At 37.1% G+C, this 15,986-nt stretch carries 21 protein-coding genes; 13 read left to right on the forward strand and 8 right to left on the reverse strand.

Features of this window, described 5'->3' with window-relative positions; genetic code table 11:
* Window positions 1-220: 220 nt before the first annotated feature.
* The 4 genes from AOC36_RS00300 to AOC36_RS00315 form a co-directional block, all read right to left on the reverse strand.
* Window positions 221-565, reverse strand: coding sequence for a hypothetical protein (locus tag AOC36_RS00300; RefSeq protein WP_198401185.1), 345 nt, complete (start codon window positions 563-565; stop codon window positions 221-223).
* Between the two features lie 68 nt (window positions 566-633).
* The gene (locus AOC36_RS00305) at window positions 634-1,104 is read right to left on the reverse strand and encodes a hypothetical protein (protein WP_067629758.1); all 471 of its coding nucleotides are present in this window, start codon (window positions 1,102-1,104) and stop codon (window positions 634-636) included.
* Window positions 1,074-1,703: an ABC transporter ATP-binding protein gene (locus tag AOC36_RS00310; protein ID WP_067629761.1), complete on the reverse strand. Its 630-nt coding sequence runs from the start codon at window positions 1,701-1,703 to the stop codon at window positions 1,074-1,076. The genes AOC36_RS00305 and AOC36_RS00310 overlap by 31 nt, the downstream gene beginning before the upstream one ends.
* Window positions 1,697-1,954 (reverse strand): uberolysin/carnocyclin family circular bacteriocin, encoded by a 258-nt coding sequence (locus AOC36_RS00315; protein ID WP_067629765.1) that lies wholly within the window; start codon window positions 1,952-1,954, stop codon window positions 1,697-1,699. The genes AOC36_RS00310 and AOC36_RS00315 overlap by 7 nt, the downstream gene beginning before the upstream one ends.
* A gap of 126 nt (window positions 1,955-2,080) precedes the next feature.
* Between AOC36_RS00315 and AOC36_RS00320 the strand changes: the two genes are divergently transcribed.
* Window positions 2,081-2,941, forward strand: a complete 861-nt coding sequence (locus tag AOC36_RS00320) for a Cof-type HAD-IIB family hydrolase (RefSeq protein ID WP_067629767.1) — start codon at window positions 2,081-2,083, stop codon at window positions 2,939-2,941.
* A gap of 67 nt (window positions 2,942-3,008) precedes the next feature.
* Here AOC36_RS00320 and AOC36_RS00325 read toward each other — a convergent pair whose 3' ends face one another.
* From AOC36_RS00325 to AOC36_RS00335, 3 genes are all read right to left on the reverse strand, one after another.
* Window positions 3,009-3,539 carry a hypothetical protein gene (locus AOC36_RS00325; RefSeq protein WP_067629770.1) on the reverse strand — a complete coding sequence of 177 codons (531 nt, stop codon included), beginning with the start codon at window positions 3,537-3,539 and terminating at the stop codon, window positions 3,009-3,011.
* A gap of 127 nt (window positions 3,540-3,666) precedes the next feature.
* Window positions 3,667-4,197, reverse strand: a complete 531-nt coding sequence (locus tag AOC36_RS00330) for a hypothetical protein (protein WP_067629773.1) — start codon at window positions 4,195-4,197, stop codon at window positions 3,667-3,669.
* Window positions 4,198-4,317: 120 nt separating this feature from the next.
* Complete coding sequence (locus AOC36_RS00335) at window positions 4,318-4,845, reverse strand: transcription repressor NadR (protein ID WP_232505372.1); 528 nt, start codon at window positions 4,843-4,845, stop codon at window positions 4,318-4,320.
* A gap of 82 nt (window positions 4,846-4,927) precedes the next feature.
* Here AOC36_RS00335 and AOC36_RS00340 point away from each other — a divergent pair, with 82 nt between their 5' ends.
* From AOC36_RS00340 to AOC36_RS00350, 3 genes are read left to right on the forward strand one after another with little or no spacing between them, the layout of a single operon-like run.
* Window positions 4,928-5,929 carry an LTA glycolipid anchor biosynthesis glycosyltransferase, IagA/BgsA family gene (locus AOC36_RS00340; RefSeq protein ID WP_067629779.1) on the forward strand — a complete coding sequence of 334 codons (1,002 nt, stop codon included), beginning with the start codon at window positions 4,928-4,930 and terminating at the stop codon, window positions 5,927-5,929.
* The gene (locus tag AOC36_RS00345; protein WP_067629782.1) at window positions 5,926-6,324 is read left to right on the forward strand and encodes an arsenic metallochaperone ArsD family protein; all 399 of its coding nucleotides are present in this window, start codon (window positions 5,926-5,928) and stop codon (window positions 6,322-6,324) included. Before AOC36_RS00340 ends, AOC36_RS00345 begins: the two co-directional genes overlap by 4 nt.
* Window positions 6,321-6,902: a hypothetical protein gene (locus tag AOC36_RS00350; protein WP_067629785.1), complete on the forward strand. Its 582-nt coding sequence runs from the start codon at window positions 6,321-6,323 to the stop codon at window positions 6,900-6,902. Before AOC36_RS00345 ends, AOC36_RS00350 begins: the two co-directional genes overlap by 4 nt.
* Window positions 6,903-7,024: 122 nt before the next feature.
* On the opposite strand, the gene AOC36_RS00355 is transcribed toward AOC36_RS00350, so the two are convergent.
* Complete coding sequence (locus AOC36_RS00355) at window positions 7,025-8,482, reverse strand: GNAT family N-acetyltransferase (protein ID WP_067629788.1); 1,458 nt, start codon at window positions 8,480-8,482, stop codon at window positions 7,025-7,027.
* A gap of 271 nt (window positions 8,483-8,753) precedes the next feature.
* Between AOC36_RS00355 and AOC36_RS00360 the strand changes: the two genes are divergently transcribed.
* The 9 genes from AOC36_RS00360 (at window position 8,754) to secA (ending at window position 15,982) form a co-directional block, all read left to right on the forward strand.
* Window positions 8,754-9,404, forward strand: a complete 651-nt coding sequence (locus AOC36_RS00360; protein ID WP_067629791.1) for an AzlC family ABC transporter permease — start codon at window positions 8,754-8,756, stop codon at window positions 9,402-9,404.
* Complete coding sequence (locus tag AOC36_RS00365) at window positions 9,401-9,697, forward strand: branched-chain amino acid transporter permease (protein ID WP_067629794.1); 297 nt, start codon at window positions 9,401-9,403, stop codon at window positions 9,695-9,697. Before AOC36_RS00360 ends, AOC36_RS00365 begins: the two co-directional genes overlap by 4 nt.
* A 63-nt stretch (window positions 9,698-9,760) precedes the next feature.
* Complete coding sequence (locus AOC36_RS00370; protein ID WP_067629797.1) at window positions 9,761-10,336, forward strand: 3'-5' exonuclease; 576 nt, start codon at window positions 9,761-9,763, stop codon at window positions 10,334-10,336.
* Window positions 10,323-10,874, forward strand: a complete 552-nt coding sequence (locus AOC36_RS00375; protein WP_067629801.1) for an HAD-IB family phosphatase — start codon at window positions 10,323-10,325, stop codon at window positions 10,872-10,874. The genes AOC36_RS00370 and AOC36_RS00375 overlap by 14 nt, the downstream gene beginning before the upstream one ends.
* A gap of 92 nt (window positions 10,875-10,966) precedes the next feature.
* The gene (locus AOC36_RS00380; protein ID WP_067629804.1) at window positions 10,967-11,608 is read left to right on the forward strand and encodes a VanZ family protein; all 642 of its coding nucleotides are present in this window, start codon (window positions 10,967-10,969) and stop codon (window positions 11,606-11,608) included.
* Between the two features lie 42 nt (window positions 11,609-11,650).
* The gene (locus tag AOC36_RS00385; RefSeq protein ID WP_067629807.1) at window positions 11,651-12,739 is read left to right on the forward strand and encodes a helicase-related protein; all 1,089 of its coding nucleotides are present in this window, start codon (window positions 11,651-11,653) and stop codon (window positions 12,737-12,739) included.
* A 104-nt stretch (window positions 12,740-12,843) separates the two neighbouring features.
* Window positions 12,844-13,323 (forward strand): ComF family protein, encoded by a 480-nt coding sequence (locus tag AOC36_RS00390; protein ID WP_157777110.1) that lies wholly within the window; start codon window positions 12,844-12,846, stop codon window positions 13,321-13,323.
* 50 nt (window positions 13,324-13,373) lie between these two features.
* Window positions 13,374-13,574 (forward strand): cold shock domain-containing protein, encoded by a 201-nt coding sequence (locus AOC36_RS00395; RefSeq protein WP_067629813.1) that lies wholly within the window; start codon window positions 13,374-13,376, stop codon window positions 13,572-13,574.
* A 68-nt stretch (window positions 13,575-13,642) separates the two neighbouring features.
* The gene (gene secA / locus AOC36_RS00400) at window positions 13,643-15,982 is read left to right on the forward strand and encodes a preprotein translocase subunit SecA (protein ID WP_067629816.1); all 2,340 of its coding nucleotides are present in this window, start codon (window positions 13,643-13,645) and stop codon (window positions 15,980-15,982) included.
* Window positions 15,983-15,986 lie beyond the last annotated feature (4 nt).

Consider the following 15,986-nt stretch of genomic DNA (forward strand, 5'->3'; position numbering starts at 1 on the left):
TGTGTAAAAATTATGGGTATTAACAGGTTCTCATCGAGTAGAAATATAAATAACAAATACGACACAATTATCGGCCAATGGCGTTTAAGTGCTAGTTTAATGACTCGTGTTACAAATAACCACATATTTCGTGTGCAAATCGGTGCAAGCAGAGTGATATGAGTGGGCTTAATGTATAACGATGATAAGATTCCAAAAAAAAGAGCATATTCAATTTTCATCACACTAACCTAATTTCTATAAAAGCACTTAACCATAAAAGGGCTGTGCATAAAACAAGTCGCTTCACGATGGTTTTTTGTTTGCATCGTGCAAGTCCAACTAGCGCGAAGAGTTCTAACGGTAAATGTATTAATAGGTGTGCTGTATGCATCAACCCGGTCGCTTTGATGCTGATTGCAATCATCAATGCATTGGTTCCTAAACTAAATAGGGCGAATGGGAATCCCAAAAATGGAAGACCAAATAGAATCATAACGGGTAGATTGTGAAGAAAGATTTCTGTTTGGGAGTTAGGAAGCGGTGCATCAAGCATATTTATCCAACTCTCATGCTCTTTCAACATTACATAAAAACATAGCGTTATGATACCCATGTAACCAAGAAAGAAAGTCCATCGATATACCCATCGATCTAAGAAAGCCATACTTGCAGTGCTCCAAGAATCACACCGTAGGTATACAGTGGGATGTGTTTTCTAACATTAACTTCTTTTAGTAATTTGTTTGTGAGGATACAAAAGATGATTGTGAGTGACAAGCCACTCATTATCATAAAGAAGGCCTGGTTGATAAAAGCCTGGGATAAAATTAAAGAAAATAATGAAGCAAAGATGAACAGTTCAAAGGATTGAAGGTAGGATGTTTTTATGCGCATCATACGACAGAGTGTTTGAATAATCCAAGCTTGCATGAATGCATTGGAAATCGTACCGACAATGATGAGTACGATAAGAATGTTTCGTATGTTAATGGATTGAAATTCTTGTTGAATGGATGCTACCATAGGTTCCAAAGAATGTACGCGACTTAATGAAATGAGAATTGAACCGACAAGGGCCAAAGCACACAGGCTCAAAGTTTTATAACTGTTTTGTTTTCGCATCGATAATGCTCCTTGTTTTTAGAGTGTAATTGATTCATAAATCCGTTATTATGATCGATCATAACAATTGTTTTTTGAGTAGATATCAAATGATTAATGCGTGTTTCAATTGCATGAATAGACTCAGTGTCCAAATTTTGAGTCAGTTCATCAAGAAAGAAAATACTGAGATTATCAAGAAATAATGGAAGGATGTTTAGTTTCTGTTTCATACCTGAAGACAAATCCCCAAATCTTTTCTGGCGTATCTCATGATAGTCAAGATTTAAAGAATCCATCACATGTATGAGCGTATCCATTGATGTAGCGTACAAGGACTTCATAAGCCGTATACACGTATAAACACGTTCAGTATCGAAGAAGAAGGGTTGTGCTGGAATGTAACAGAGTTCTCTTTTATTGAAAGTAGATATTTGTGTTCCACGTGTGCATGTGTGGAGTTTAAGAAGTATCGAGATCAGGCAAGATTTACCTGATCCGTTCTCCCCAGAGATGCACGTTAACGTTTGGTTTTGAATCGTAAGGGAAACATCTTTTAAGATAAGTGTTTCATTCAACTCCAGCGTTGCATCAATAAGTTCGAAATGGGGAACTACCATGAGATTGCAGCAGTTTTCCCAAAGCGTTTAATCAAGGTCTTTCCTGATGCCATAACAATAGCCATGAGTGAAGCACCGGTTAAACACAAAGCAAGTAAAGTCCATAACCCTGCTCCAGCAGCAATTGCATCTACAAGTTTACGTGCGGTGTATACATTGACACCAAGCATCCCTGTAATCTTAGAAGACCAAAAACATGAAGACAAACACAGTGCAGCAAAATTAGCACAAACTCTGAGTGATTTACGCATAAATAATTCTCCTTTCGATAACCACATTCTTAAATAAGCAAAAAGTTTTCGGATTCCTTGGTTTGATGGTTTTACTATGAGAATAATTTAAGCTACAATAATGGTGAGAGATTAAGAGGAGGCACTATGAAAGTTAAAATGGTAGCGAGTGACATCGACGGTACAATCATTAATGAACAGGGCAAAGCAGGGATTCGTACACGTAATGTCGTTAAGAAACTTAAAGAACATGGCATTGAATTTGTAATTGCGACAGGTCGATCGTTTGAAGGAGCCTATGATGTATGCCAACAACTTGACATGCAAGATGAAGAAATGGGGATTATATGTGTTAATGGGCTTGAGACATATGATGTACCATCGTTAAAAGTGAAACGCTTTGAAGGAATGACATTTGATGAATGTACGATGCTCGAAGAGATAACCCAATCTTTTTATATGGGAATTATGTACTGTTTTTCAGATGCGATGTATTTCCAAATGGATGACTTAAGTTACCGAGATTATATGATTTCAATTGGAGATGACAATAAACACTTCTTTAATCGAAAACTCGATATGGTATTTATTAATTCACTCGAGGAAATTCGTGATAAGTTCTTAATCGAACCTTTACAAAAAATAGCACTCTTACAGAACCCGGATTATATGGATTTAGTTGTTGATAGAATCCGAAATAAAATACCAGAAGGGTATAATGTTCTACGGGTCGGACATGGTTGGACCGAAATTATGAATGCATCTGTAGACAAAGCAATCGCACTTAAGGAATATGCCGCTCGATTTGGTATTGATACATCTGAAATCATGGCATTTGGAGATTCAGAAAATGATTTAGGGATGTTAAATATGGTTGGATATCCAGTTGCGATGTCAAATTCAATGGAGGCTATTAAGCAAATTCCAAATATTGAATTTACACAATCAAATAATGAACAAGGCGTAGCACTAAGACTTGAGAAACTCTTAGAGTCACTTGGCTCGTAAAAAAAGCACATTGGAAATCCAATGTGCTTTTCACATGTGATCAAAATGATCGATGCGCAGTTATTATTTATGAAACCAAGGATTTATAATGCTGCCAAACAGTGACTATTCGGTAGATAAAGAATAGTTTGCAGAGTGTATAACCAATTGCGATAGCAGTATGAAGCGGTTCAAATGAAAAGATCAACTGAGCGAGATATAAAATAGTCATATAATAAAATGCAAGCAATACTTTATCTGAGAATCTAAGCAAAGACTGTTGTTGTTCGATTTCACGTACCCCTAAGATAAGTCGGTAAGTAACAAAGAAGAACACGAGGTCAATGAGTACCCTAAGAGAAGTAATAAGCAGATTTGAAAATAAAGAAACATCAATAATCTCAATTGTAACAAACAAGAATGTCGCAATCGATAATAAAAGTGTTAATTCCAAGACATCTGAGAAATAGCGACTTTTATCCTTGTGTCCTTTGAGTCCAAAGTAAAGTAATAACGCACCAATAACACGTCCGTAAAGCAGATAGACAAAGATACCTGTAAAATAAGTTGAGGGAAATATCCCCAACATTAATATGTATCCAATTAGTATTTTTAACATGGTTACCTCTATTTAGTCAATTATGACGAAGATTGTAAGGATAGACTTCAATTGTAAATATTGGTTATACTTCTCTATTATATACGATTCATCAAGAGCTGACTATATCTAAGTACCAATCACGAACTCAAATGTGTTTTTTTTTGCGAAAAGTTACAGAAACAACACGGTATGCAATTTCAAAATCAATCATAGAATGAACCATACCTAAAACAATAAGGAAAAAGAACATGGTCCAAATAAAACTCATTGTTAAGCCGTCAAGAACAAAGGGTACAACTGCGAGAAACTCACAAAGTGCATGAATAAATGCAATGTTAATGCTGAACAGCATCCGTCCTTTAAACGTATCACATTGTGATGATTTGTTTTTTAACCAATATGATCCAATAATGGCAAATATAATATGAGAAGTTGCCCGAGCTACAATCATTGGATTTCCAGTTGAAAAGAGAAATCCAATTGCACTGCCGACCGCAACTAATATCGCACACAAAGGACTCACAAACATCGCAAAGAATAGGGGAACATGACTTGCAAGTGTATAGCTGAAGAAAGGCTCGAATCGAATACTGAAGGGATTCATTGGAATAATGATTGCAAGTGCAATGAGTAATGCAGTAAGCGTTAATACTTGAACAGATTGATTTCTTTTCATATGGAGTGCTCCTAAGTGTCTTGACACCTATTCTAAAGCTGTTTCGCCGATGTGTCAAGACACCTATAGAAATATTATAACCCATAAGAAAAAAAGGACGCGGTTACGTCCTGAATAAAACTAGTCGTTATGATAAAGAAACCCTGCATTATTCAATGATGACTTAATTTCTTCAAACGTTGCTTCGTTCTTACATTCTATCTTGTGTAAATGAAGCCCATGGGTTAATGTCAACAACAACCCGGTATCATTTTGACTTACCCGTTTCAAGAAATCTTGAATATCATCTTCGTTCTTAATGTTTAACATTCCGGTAATTTGACCATACACTGGATGCTCAACTGTAACATCCAACACGATACCACCATGATTTATGATGATCCGAAGCTCTTCTTCTGTTTCTTGAGGTGTATGCGATACTGCAATTTGATGGATGACCCCTTCATGTTTGGATATTATATAACCCCGTGCTGTTGACATAATATCATGACCACTTGCACGCAATAAAGCCACATCACCTACGATAATCTGCCGCGATACGTTATATTTCTTTGCAATCCTCGATGCGCTCAGAGGCACACTTGATTGGTTAATATCATTTAATATGTGTTGTCTTCTAAGGTCGCCCGTCATAATAGTACGCTCCATTTCGAATTTATTGTATATCAATTAAACAGAATTGTGAATTCTTATCAGAAAAAAATGTATAATGATAGTAAGGAGGTGGGTCATGCGCATCTTGTTATATACAAAAAATGAATCTGTCTATAGTAAGTCTGGAATTGGTCGTGCTATGAAACATCAAGTAAGAGCATTAAGTGCTGCAGGCGTTGATTTCACACAGAATCAACATGACGACTATGATATCGTACATATTAACACAGTCGATCCAAGTTCACTTACAATGATACAAAGTGCAAAGAGAAACCATAAAAAAGTTGTAATTCATGCACATTCAACAGAAGAGGATTTCAAAAACTCATTTATATTTTCAAACCAAATCGCCCCACTGTTTAAAATGCATTTGGTACATACCTATAAAAAGGGAGATATGATTCTTACCCCCACGCCATATTCAAAGGGACTGATCGAATCATACGGTATTACAAAACCAATCGTTGCTGTATCAAATGGAATTGATCTTGACGCATATAAAAAAGATGAAGTGAAGATTCAAGCTTTTAGAAAATACTTTAACCTTTCTGAAACGGATAAAGTTGTTATGTCTGTTGGCTTGTACTTTGAGCGTAAAGGGATTCATGATTTCATCGAAATCGCCCGCCATTTTCCTCACGTTAAATTTATATGGTTTGGTTACACCTCGCCTTCTGCAACAACATCAAAAGTAAAACGTGCCATTAAAGAAAAACCGGACAACGTAATCTTACCGGGATATATTGCAGGGGATATTATTAAGGGTGCTTATCAATCAGCAGATCTCTTTTTCTTCCCTTCTTATGAAGAAACAGAAGGTATTGTGGTACTTGAAGCACTGGCATCGAAAATCCAAGTACTTGTAAGAGATATTGGAGTGTATGAAGGATGGCTTGAAAATAATAAAAACTGCTATATGGAAACTAAAAATGAAATGTTTATCTTGAAGATTCGCGAGCTGTTGAATCATGATTGCAAAGATACAATTAAGGCGGGATATGAAGTTGCGAAATCTCGAAGTATTGAAGAAATTGGACAACAACTTAAAGAAATTTATGAAAGGGTGATGGGATTATGAGTAAAACAATCAATGTTTATGAAAAAGAAGCAGATTTAAGCCACATTATTTTAGGTGTCGAAAACGATCCAAAACGTGCTCAATTTAATGAAATTGTGAAAATACTTCAAAACAATGGGTACGCTGTAAATCGTTTCGATCCTGTACACAATAAAGAAGCAATGAAGGATCATGTGAACCTTCCTTCGATTTATCTGCACGATACCTTAATCTTCCAAGGTGAATATCCAACATGTGATGAAGTTGCAGGCGTGCTTGGATTGGACAATGCATTGTTTAGTGGAATTCAACGTACGAACCTACTCAATGAAGCAAATACAACACGTTTAGGGTCATGTTGTGGGGTTGGTCAAGACGTATATTTTGATCCAGACGAGGATGAACTCTGGAAATGAAAAAGTTCTTACTTATTCTATGCATTCTACTTGTAGGATGTACACAACAAGGGGACGACCCCGAGCCAGTAGAACCACCCGAAAATAAGTTTGCGACAAGAACCTTCCACGCCGATGGCGTTTGGTATGACTTGCCCCTTGATTTTAAGGTGCTCGTTGAAGCAGGATGGTTCCCGGATGTCATTGAGTCAGTTGAGGAAGAACTTGCACAAACAATTGAGCCGAAAACCTATGTTCAAAAGTATTACATTCGAAATGACCGTTATATGATGGCAGTAACCTTATATAATCCAACCGACGAAGTGATAACAATTGCAGACGCGAAAGTTGGAGAAGTAGAAGGTGAGAACCGAAAGTGGCTCAAGGATGATATTCTTGACTTCCAAGTTGACAAAAGTGTTACATTTGAGAGCACAAAAGATGATATTAAAGGATTGTGGGGAGAACCGACAAGCTCTAAAGTTGAAGGGCTTTATGAAGTATGGACGTATGAACATACTAATGTTACATCAACAACCATCTATTGGTCAGTTGAAACAGATACAATCTTTAGACTCAGAGTATCAAATATGAAATAAAGAGACACCATAACGATTGGATTAAGTATCCCAGTCATTATGGTGTTTTATTCGATGATAAAAACCATCTCGTGACATAAATTACAGAGATGGCTTTATTTAATGATTTTCTAAAATGGGGCTTATAGGTCAAGCATGTATTCTTGACATGGATTTTCTATACCCCATAATGTTTCAAGAAGTTGAGTTTTTTTGAAACCAAGCGCTTCATAAAACAGACGTGTCCTTTGATAGTACTTATCCGGGTGTGTTTGTGCTAATGTCTTCACGAGTAAGTAATGATATCCGTGCTCACGTCCATACATAATGGCACGATTGATTAAATCAGTTCCATATCCATGATGGTGAATTGCAGGGTCAAGCGCCATGACATTAATTTCAAGCGTCGTTTCTGAAACATGCTTTAGGCTAATAAATCCATCGCTATTTGGGGTTGAGAAAACCACATCGCTTACCACATCATTTACGTATTCAATGATACTGGATTCAATTCCAAAGTGGTGTGGATTTTTTCGAAGAAGTGTATCACAAAGCACCTGTTTTTGGGATGAATCATAAACCCGCGAAGCGTTTGAAGCCTTATTAAATGCGTTCCACTCGTCTTTTGTCATACCATAACGCACACTGTCATAATAAGTACCTTCATAGTATCGAACGTTTCGTAAGACGCCCTCTTTTTTAAAGGATGCTTTATCTCCAGTACGTTGCATACCCAAGTTACCCGACCATGTCACAAAACCAACACGTTGAATTTCTTCCAAAGAAGTAAACAGCTCATGCGCTTTTTGTTTAAGGCAATAAGTTCCGATTCCTTTGCCCCAATAACGATGATTGTACAGGACGAGCCCAATTTCTAACCAGCGTGTTTGTTTGTGTTCCCAGTAAAAGTTTATCATACCGATTAATGTTTGATTGAAGTAAATCCCTTGTATCTCACGATCGTTGTTTTCTTCTAAGAAATCACTAAATGAGAGAGGGGTGTATTCATAGAAATAAGGTGCGTTGGTATCGCAGTAAGGATACCAGGACGCTTTCTGAGAGATTTCCCATAACCGTGGATAATCATCGAGTGGGATGCGTTTTAGGGATACGAAATCCTCAACATATCGTTTTGAAGGTTTGAATGCTTGGAGTGTAACATGCATATCACGCTCACTCCCTTCAACCTTATAAAAACCAAGGCGTTCGTATAGGGTTATTGCGGCTTGATTATCAGGGTGTGGATCAACTTTCGCAAAAGCAACAGTGTGTTCAAATAATACACATGAAAGCGTGTGAGAAAGCGCATAGGATGCAATTGATTTCCCACGTGCGTGTGGTAAAAGCTTAATGTCTACTTCGCAAGACCCGTCATTAAGCAAACGATAGAAGGTTTCACCACAATATGTCTGATTCGTATAGATTGAAAAGTGTTTTTCAGATTTTGACTGACTCAGCCGTTCAAACCAATGCTCAATTTCTTGCTTTGATATGTTCAGACCTTCAGGAAATCCCACATAAAGCATAACCTCAGGACAATTCCAAAGGGTCATTATATTGTTTAAGTCGTGTTTTGTTGTTTCTTTTATTATGATTGTCATAATGCCTCTTTTCTAAAATGTGCAACACAAAAATGTCTAATTATACCATTGCGTAGCACCTTAAAGTTTTTAGCGAGACTTTAAGGTGATGTTTGATACTGATTTCATGAACATCACCTCCGATAAAACAAGTATATGCCACCCGAAATTTGATGTAAAGGTTTTGTATTGAATAAATAAACAAAATATTCTTCATATGTACACAAAAATATAACTTTGATTGACAAACCAACTCAAAATCACTAAAATTTGTAGAAATAAGGGGGTACTTATGAAACGTTCAATAAAAGAAGGATTTATTGCATCGATTCCTGTTATGGCAGGATATTTAGTGTTAGGAGCAGCCTTTGGCGCTTATGTTTATCAATACAAACTCCCGCTTTACGCAGCAATCTTAATGAGTGTGATTATTTATGCTGGGTCAATGCAATTTGCGGCAGTACCGTTATTGGTTCAACCGTTTGCACCAATTCAAACATTGTTGCTGACGTTATCAATTAATGCACGCCATCTTTTTTATGGGATATCGATGAATCAACAGTTTAAAACAGCAGGGAAGAAAAAGCATTACATGATTTTTGCTTTGACAGATGAGTCGTACTCTGTGATAATCGATCAAAAGGACAACAACATCATATTTTGGACGATGTTATTGAATCAAGTGTATTGGGTGTGTGGAACACTTGTGGGTTATCTCTTGATTCAATTTATTCCAATCAATACCAACGGTATTGAGTTTTCAATGACTGCATTATTTGCGGTTATCTTTATCGAAAAGTGTCTGGATAAAAAACCAATTCCAATTGTTATTGGACTTGTTGCATCCATTGGGTGTCTCATTGTATTTGGTGCCAATTCGTTTATTATACCAAGTATGATCCTAATTATGGGGTTATTGTTGTGGGGAGGGAATAAAAAATGATTCTAAAATCAATTCTATTAATTGCGCTTGGGACTTATTTAACCCGCGCCCTCCCATTTATATTCTTAAGAAATAAACCAATGTCAGAGCGGCTTGAATCAATCATTGAAAAACTTCCCTACGCAACAATTAGTTTATTGCTTGTGTATAGCTTAAAAGATATTACGACAACAACGCTTTTCCCTTCAAGTGTCGCTTTAGCAGTACTTTTGGTGGTTCATCTTAAGAAAAGAAATTCAATCGTAAGTATCTTAACTTCGACAGTTGTCTACATGATCTTGGTACAAATATAAAGATTGGATATTCGCACATCAAAGAAAATTATGATAGAATAACCGTATAGATGGAGAATTGTTATGTGGTTTAAAGGAAATAGTATTGTTGAGTTTGTACCGGATTTCACGGTGATTGATTTAGAAACAACAGGACGGGGTATGCAATATACCCAAATTACTGAGATTAGTGCGATTAAGTACCGTAATTATGAACCTGTTGCTTCCTTTTCGACACTAATTCGTGCAAAATTTCCAATTCTTCCTTTTGTCGAGCAGTTAACAGGGATATCCGATACAATGATTGCAGGTTCTCCGCAAATTGAAGAAGTTATCCAATCATTTGTCGACTTCATTGATGAAGACTTAATCGTGGGTCATAATGTTAATTTTGATCTAGGGTTGGTATCAGATGCGTATTATCATGTCACAAAACAATCAATCTATAACAATTATTTAGATACACTAAGGATATCACGGATCTTAAATACAGATTCGTTGAACCATAAATTAGAAACACTGTGCCAATATTTTGGGATACAGCGTGATGTTGGGCACCGTGGATTAGCAGACTGTGAACAGACAGGCCAACTTTATGTATCAATGAAAGAAAAAGCACTCAATAATAATGAACGAGGTGAACGTTATGAATGTATATGATTTTGATGAAACAATTTATCACGGGGATAGTTCAGTAGACTTTTACAAATTCAATTTAAAGAAAAATCCAGGACTTGCGAAATATTGGGGGGCACAGATTAAAGCAGGTGCCGATTTCAAGCGTGGTAAAATATCTAAAACAGCAATGAAGACAATTTTTTATCGGTATTTTAATTCATTAGAAAATCACGAAGCTTTGATTCTTGAATTTTGGGATGCACACCGTCACAATATCAAAGATTGGTATCTTGAACAACGATCAGATGATGATGTTATTGTAAGTGCTTCTCCAGAGTTTTTGCTTGCGCCAATTTGTAAAGAACTCAACATACATTTGATTGGATCTATTGTTAATCCTTATACAGGAGAACACCTAAAAGAGAACTGCTATGGAGATGAGAAAGTGAAACGCTTCAGTGAACATTTTAATCTAGAAGACATGGATCAATTCTATTCAGACTCATATTCAGATGATCCTTTAGCACAATATGCAAAGGAAGCATTTCTAGTAAAAGACGACGAGATAAAGCCTTGGTAACCTCCAAGGTTTTTTCATCATAAAATATAGAACAATTTTGTATTGTAGTATGAACGTTGCTATGATATAGTTTCTAAAGAATTGAGGTAAGTATGGATTTTTGCTTTGACTGTGCAGCACCAGATTATCAAATAACCACAGGAATACTGATTTACATTGGTCTTTATATTCTATTGTGGTTGTTTAAGGTAAGACATCTTGATATTAAGCATCGATTTTATGTTGCGATGCTCTTTTGCTTTACAGCTGTTGCACTTGATTTAACACTGTTTCCTCTATCCAAATATTCTATGGGTGAAAATACCTTTGCACCAAATCTTGAATTCTTTCGCTTCATAACAGAAATATTAACCTATCGTTCTTGGCAAGTGCTTAAGTTAACAGTGTTTAATGTCTTGCTATTTATACCGATTGGATACTACGGGAAAAAGGTATTTAAGACCTTAAATAACTTCAAGTTGATTCTGTTATTTCTCATGTTTAGTTTGTTTATTGAAACCACTCAGGCATTGTGTTCATGGCTAGGGTATAGTTATCGAATCTTCGACGTAGATGATTTAATGGTGAATGTATTGGGAGGAATTATAGGGTTAATTCTCGCATACATCCCTTTTAAAATCGTGAAACGATGGATGGTTCCACCCTTTGTGATTAAATATCCAATCATTATTGATCTATTTGGTTTGGTTTTGATGATTGTCATGTGTTATCTTGGGAATCATATAATATATTAGGAAAAAAGAAAAAGGACGCATAGTTACGATTGAGGTGATCGGATGTGTCCTTTTTGTTTTGCAAGCGAACCCTATTATTTTCATCATGGTATTTGTAGGCGTTGTTTACCCTATCGTGGTGCTTCCCTTGAAGAAAAAGATCAACTGTGTGTTTTAACACAGGCAGATTTATCCATCGAACTAACCCAGGCACAAATTGAAAGTGCCCACCAGATAATTGACCATTGCTTTTCAACACATGTTTGTGTAGAAGCGGTATGTGGTGCGGGCAAGACTGAGATGTGTGTTCCATTGATTGAACATTGTCTGAGTCGTGGACTTAAAATTGGGTGGGCAACACCACGAAAGCAAATTGTAATTGAGCTCAGTGAGAGACTTCAAACCTATTTTAAAGATTCGAAAATTGTTGCGGTTTATGGCTCGAACACTGAGATTGTTGAAGGGGATTTAGTTGTGTGTACGACACATCAAATCTTTCGGTATCATCACTACTTTGATGTTTTGATTTTAGATGAACCGGACGCTTTTCCATTTAAAGGAAATCAATTGCTTCAAGATTTATTAAGGGCGAGTTTGAAAGGATATTGTGTATTTCTAAGTGCTACTTTTGACAATCATCAGTTTATTAACTTTGGACCCATTCATAAAATCTATGTAAATCAAAGACCCTCAATGGAACCTTTGTCTGTTCCGATTGTAACAATGAGCCTGTGGCGTATGATCTTGGAGTTGTGGTTCTTAAGAAGTGAAAAAGTGCTCTTATTTGTTCCTACAATCCAAACAGCCACATTGTTCTCAAAGATCTTACAATGCCGTTGTATCACATCTAAAAATGAACATGCTGCCCAAGAGATTGAACAGTTTAGACGTGAACAATCAGGAATTCTTGTCACAACAACAGTATTAGAACGCGGGGTAACATTTAAGGATTGTTTTGTTGTGGTGTATGATGCAGGTCATGTAGTATTTGATGAAGCTTCATTAACACAAATTTCAGGACGGGTACGGCGCGGGATGAATCCAAAGAAAGGACATTGTATGTTTTATGTCAAAGAGAGAAGCAAGGTGGTGGATGCATGCATCAATCGAATACAGAAAGCAAACGGTGCAGGATATGCTTCGCAAGGTTAATTGAACACCAAACTTTTGTTGAAATTCTATTTGGGCATGATCCCTTATGTCATGAATGCCGCCAAAAATTGAGGGCAACGCCAAAGGTTATTCATGTTGAATCTATGGAGATATTTACGTTGTTTGCATATGAAGAAGAACCACGACAATGGTTTCTCCAGTTTAAGGAAGGTCATGACTATTGCCTTGGTGCGATATTTTTATACGGTTTTCGAAGGAAAATGAGGAGAAAGTATCGTAATTTTCAGATTGTTTATGCGCCTTCACATGAAAATTCTGTGAAAAATCGTGGGTTTAATGTTATTGAAACTATGATGGAAAATGTGTTTTCTTCACAACCAATTCCTGTGTTTACCAAGGGGAATGATGTGTACCAGAAACGATTAAATCGAGAAGATCGATTCAAAAACGTCCAAGATTTTAGAGCAGACCTCTCGCTTTTGGATAAAACAAAGGGTGTTCTTTTGGTCGATGATTTAGTGACAACAGGGGCAACTTTATCGATATTATCGCAAACGCTTACAAAAAACGGCTATATTGTGCAGATATTTAGTGTTTATAGGCATAAAACGCTTGAATCATGACCTTTTACACCGTATAATTTTAGTATGAATATAGAAAGGTGAATGTTGTGATGAGAGGGAAAGTTAAATCATTCAACAAGAACAAGGGATTTGGATTTATTTCAATTGAAGATGGCCGCGATGTTTTCTTCCATTATTCACATATCGTGATGGAAGGATTTAAAACAATCGAGGAAGAAGCTGAGGTTGAATTCGAGATGGTAGAAACTGACCGGGGAGTCCAAGCACACAATATTGTTCGCATATCATAAAAGTTGGAATTTCCAACTTTTTTTATGTGGAATATATGGTACAATAACTAGGAATGGAGGCTTAATCTATGGGCTTTTTATCTAACTTATTTAGTGGTGATCGTAAGATCCTAAAAGAGATTGAATTAATCGCTGATGAGATTATTTCATTAGAGGATGCGACACGCGCACTAAGTGATGATGAATTAAAACAAAAAACAACAGAATTTAAACAACGAATTGCAAATGGTGAATCGTTAGACGACCTCTTAGTAGAGGCGTATGCAGTCGTAAGGGAAGCGGCATACCGAGTAATCGGAGAATTCCCATATAAAGTGCAATTGATGGGTGGTATTGTATTACACCGCGGTGATATTGCGGAAATGAAAACAGGTGAAGGGAAGACATTGACGTCTATCTTACCCGTTTATTTAAATGCATTAAGTGGTAAAGGTGTTCACGTTGTTACTGTCAATGAATACTTGGCACAACGTGATGCGAATTGGATGGGTGAAATTCACCGTTTCCTAGGACTTACAGTAGGATGTAATGTTCGTGCACTGCCAGCATCCGATAAACGTGCTGTTTATCTTTGTGATGTTACATATACGACAAATGCCGAAGTTGGGTTTGACTACCTAAGAGATAACATGGTAACTCGTATCGAAAATCGTGTACTTAGACCCCTTAACTTTGCGCTGGTCGATGAGGTCGATTCGATCTTAGTCGATGAATCAAGAACGCCACTTATTATTTCAGGTGGTGCGCGTGATGGTGCAAAACTTTATGAACAAGCAGATAAGTTCGCAAAGAAATTGTCCGAAGGGGCTGACTATGTTGTTGATATTAAGTCAAAGACTGCACAACTTACTGAAGGTGGTGTTGAAAAAGCGGAACGTACATTTAAGGTTAATAACCTTTATGATCTCGAAAACTCTTCGCTTGTTCACTACATCAACAACGCATTAAAAGCCAACTATACGATGACGTGTGATGTTGAGTATATGGTTGATAGCAATCAAGTTGTGATTATTGATCAATTTACTGGACGTGCTATGGAAGGCCGTGAATTCTCAGATGGACTTCACCAAGCACTTGAAGCTAAAGAAGGCGTTACCATCAAGCAAGAGTCTATTACACTTGCAACAATCACATATCAAAACTTCTTCCGTCTGTATGAAAAACTTGCGGGGATGACGGGTACTGCGAAAACTGAAGAAGAAGAATTCTTGGAAATCTACAACATGCGTGTCTTGGAAATTCCAACAAACCGTCCTGTAGCGCGTGTTGATTACGCTGACTTAGTATTTGGCACTAAAAAGGCTAAATTTGAAGCGCTAATCGAAGAAGTACGTGAACTTCATGAAAAAGGACAACCAGTCCTTGTGGGTACTGTAGCGGTTGAAACAAGTGAATACTTAAGTATGATGATGCGTCAACGCAAAATCAAACACGAAGTCTTAAATGCGAAGAACCATGCACGTGAAGCAACAATTATTGAAAAGGCTGGCCGTAAGGGTTCCGTAACTATCGCAACCAATATGGCAGGTCGTGGTACCGATATTAAATTAGACGATGAAAGTCGCGCTTTAGGTGGTCTTGCGGTATTGGGGAGTGAACGACACGAATCCCGCCGTATTGACAATCAGTTAAGAGGACGTTCCGGACGTCAAGGAGACCCTGGGTTCTCCCGTTTCTACGTATCCTTTGAAGATGATCTGATGTTACGACATGGATCTGAGCGATTCGAATTTATGTTTAAAACCTTAGATGATACAGTCATTGAAAATAAAACACTGACGAAACAAATCGGTGCAGCTCAAAAACGTGTAGAAGGTGTTAACTTCGACATTCGTAAGCAATTGCTTGACTATGATGATGTATTGCGTCAACAACGTGAGATTATGTATGATCAACGTAACTTTGTGTTAGAAAATGAAGATGTGCACGCACTTGTGAAAGACATGGTGAAACGTGTAATGTCTGATTTAGTTTCTGCACATATCAATCTTGAAGAAAAGGAATTCTCTCTTGATAAAGAAGGACTCATGGAATCCTTGAAGGCATTTGAATTGAATGCGGTCGTAACTGAACAGGATTTAGATTCAAATGATAAGGCCCAATTAGTTGACGTATTGACTGAAAAAGCATGGGGCTTGTATGATGCGAAAATTATGCCTGTAAAAGAGCAGTTTGGACGCATTGAACGTGAAATGGTATTACGAATGATTGACCGTGCGTGGGTTGATCACATTGACATGATGAGTAAACTACGTGAGGGAATTCATCTTCGTGCTTATGCACAAGGGAAACCACTTCAAGCGTATGTTGAAGAAGGTTATGAAATGTTTGAAGAAATGCAAAGCCAAATTGCGACAGATGTCGTTACCTTTGCAACACGTGTAAAAATTGAACATAGACAAGGGTGATAAA

It is taken from the genome of Erysipelothrix larvae, assembly GCF_001545095.1.
Taxonomy (GTDB): Bacteria; Bacillota_I; Bacilli_A; order Erysipelotrichales; family Erysipelotrichaceae; genus Erysipelothrix; species Erysipelothrix larvae.

Excerpts from the sequence above, each read along its gene's own strand:
- AOC36_RS00300 (WP_198401185.1), bottom strand. The coding sequence starts at position 565 with ATGTTGAAAGAGCATGAGAGTTGGATAAATATGCTTGATGCACCGCTT.
- AOC36_RS00305 (WP_067629758.1), bottom strand. The coding sequence starts at position 1,104 with ATGCGAAAACAAAACAGTTATAAAACTTTGAGCCTGTGTGCTTTGGCC.
- AOC36_RS00310 (WP_067629761.1), bottom strand. The coding sequence starts at position 1,703 with ATGGTAGTTCCCCATTTCGAACTTATTGATGCAACGCTGGAGTTGAAT.
- AOC36_RS00315 (WP_067629765.1), bottom strand. The coding sequence starts at position 1,954 with ATGCGTAAATCACTCAGAGTTTGTGCTAATTTTGCTGCACTGTGTTTG.
- AOC36_RS00320 (WP_067629767.1), top strand. The coding sequence starts at position 2,081 with ATGAAAGTTAAAATGGTAGCGAGTGACATCGACGGTACAATCATTAAT.
- AOC36_RS00325 (WP_067629770.1), bottom strand. The coding sequence starts at position 3,539 with ATGTTAAAAATACTAATTGGATACATATTAATGTTGGGGATATTTCCC.
- AOC36_RS00330 (WP_067629773.1), bottom strand. The coding sequence starts at position 4,197 with ATGAAAAGAAATCAATCTGTTCAAGTATTAACGCTTACTGCATTACTC.
- AOC36_RS00335 (WP_232505372.1), bottom strand. The coding sequence starts at position 4,845 with ATGGAGCGTACTATTATGACGGGCGACCTTAGAAGACAACACATATTA.
- AOC36_RS00340 (WP_067629779.1), top strand. The coding sequence starts at position 4,928 with ATGCGCATCTTGTTATATACAAAAAATGAATCTGTCTATAGTAAGTCT.
- AOC36_RS00345 (WP_067629782.1), top strand. The coding sequence starts at position 5,926 with ATGAGTAAAACAATCAATGTTTATGAAAAAGAAGCAGATTTAAGCCAC.
- AOC36_RS00350 (WP_067629785.1), top strand. The coding sequence starts at position 6,321 with ATGAAAAAGTTCTTACTTATTCTATGCATTCTACTTGTAGGATGTACA.
- AOC36_RS00355 (WP_067629788.1), bottom strand. The coding sequence starts at position 8,482 with ATGACAATCATAATAAAAGAAACAACAAAACACGACTTAAACAATATA.
- AOC36_RS00360 (WP_067629791.1), top strand. The coding sequence starts at position 8,754 with ATGAAACGTTCAATAAAAGAAGGATTTATTGCATCGATTCCTGTTATG.
- AOC36_RS00365 (WP_067629794.1), top strand. The coding sequence starts at position 9,401 with ATGATTCTAAAATCAATTCTATTAATTGCGCTTGGGACTTATTTAACC.
- AOC36_RS00370 (WP_067629797.1), top strand. The coding sequence starts at position 9,761 with ATGTGGTTTAAAGGAAATAGTATTGTTGAGTTTGTACCGGATTTCACG.
- AOC36_RS00375 (WP_067629801.1), top strand. The coding sequence starts at position 10,323 with ATGAATGTATATGATTTTGATGAAACAATTTATCACGGGGATAGTTCA.
- AOC36_RS00380 (WP_067629804.1), top strand. The coding sequence starts at position 10,967 with ATGGATTTTTGCTTTGACTGTGCAGCACCAGATTATCAAATAACCACA.
- AOC36_RS00385 (WP_067629807.1), top strand. The coding sequence starts at position 11,651 with ATGTGTCCTTTTTGTTTTGCAAGCGAACCCTATTATTTTCATCATGGT.
- AOC36_RS00390 (WP_157777110.1), top strand. The coding sequence starts at position 12,844 with ATGGAGATATTTACGTTGTTTGCATATGAAGAAGAACCACGACAATGG.
- AOC36_RS00395 (WP_067629813.1), top strand. The coding sequence starts at position 13,374 with ATGAGAGGGAAAGTTAAATCATTCAACAAGAACAAGGGATTTGGATTT.
- secA (WP_067629816.1), top strand. The coding sequence starts at position 13,643 with ATGGGCTTTTTATCTAACTTATTTAGTGGTGATCGTAAGATCCTAAAA.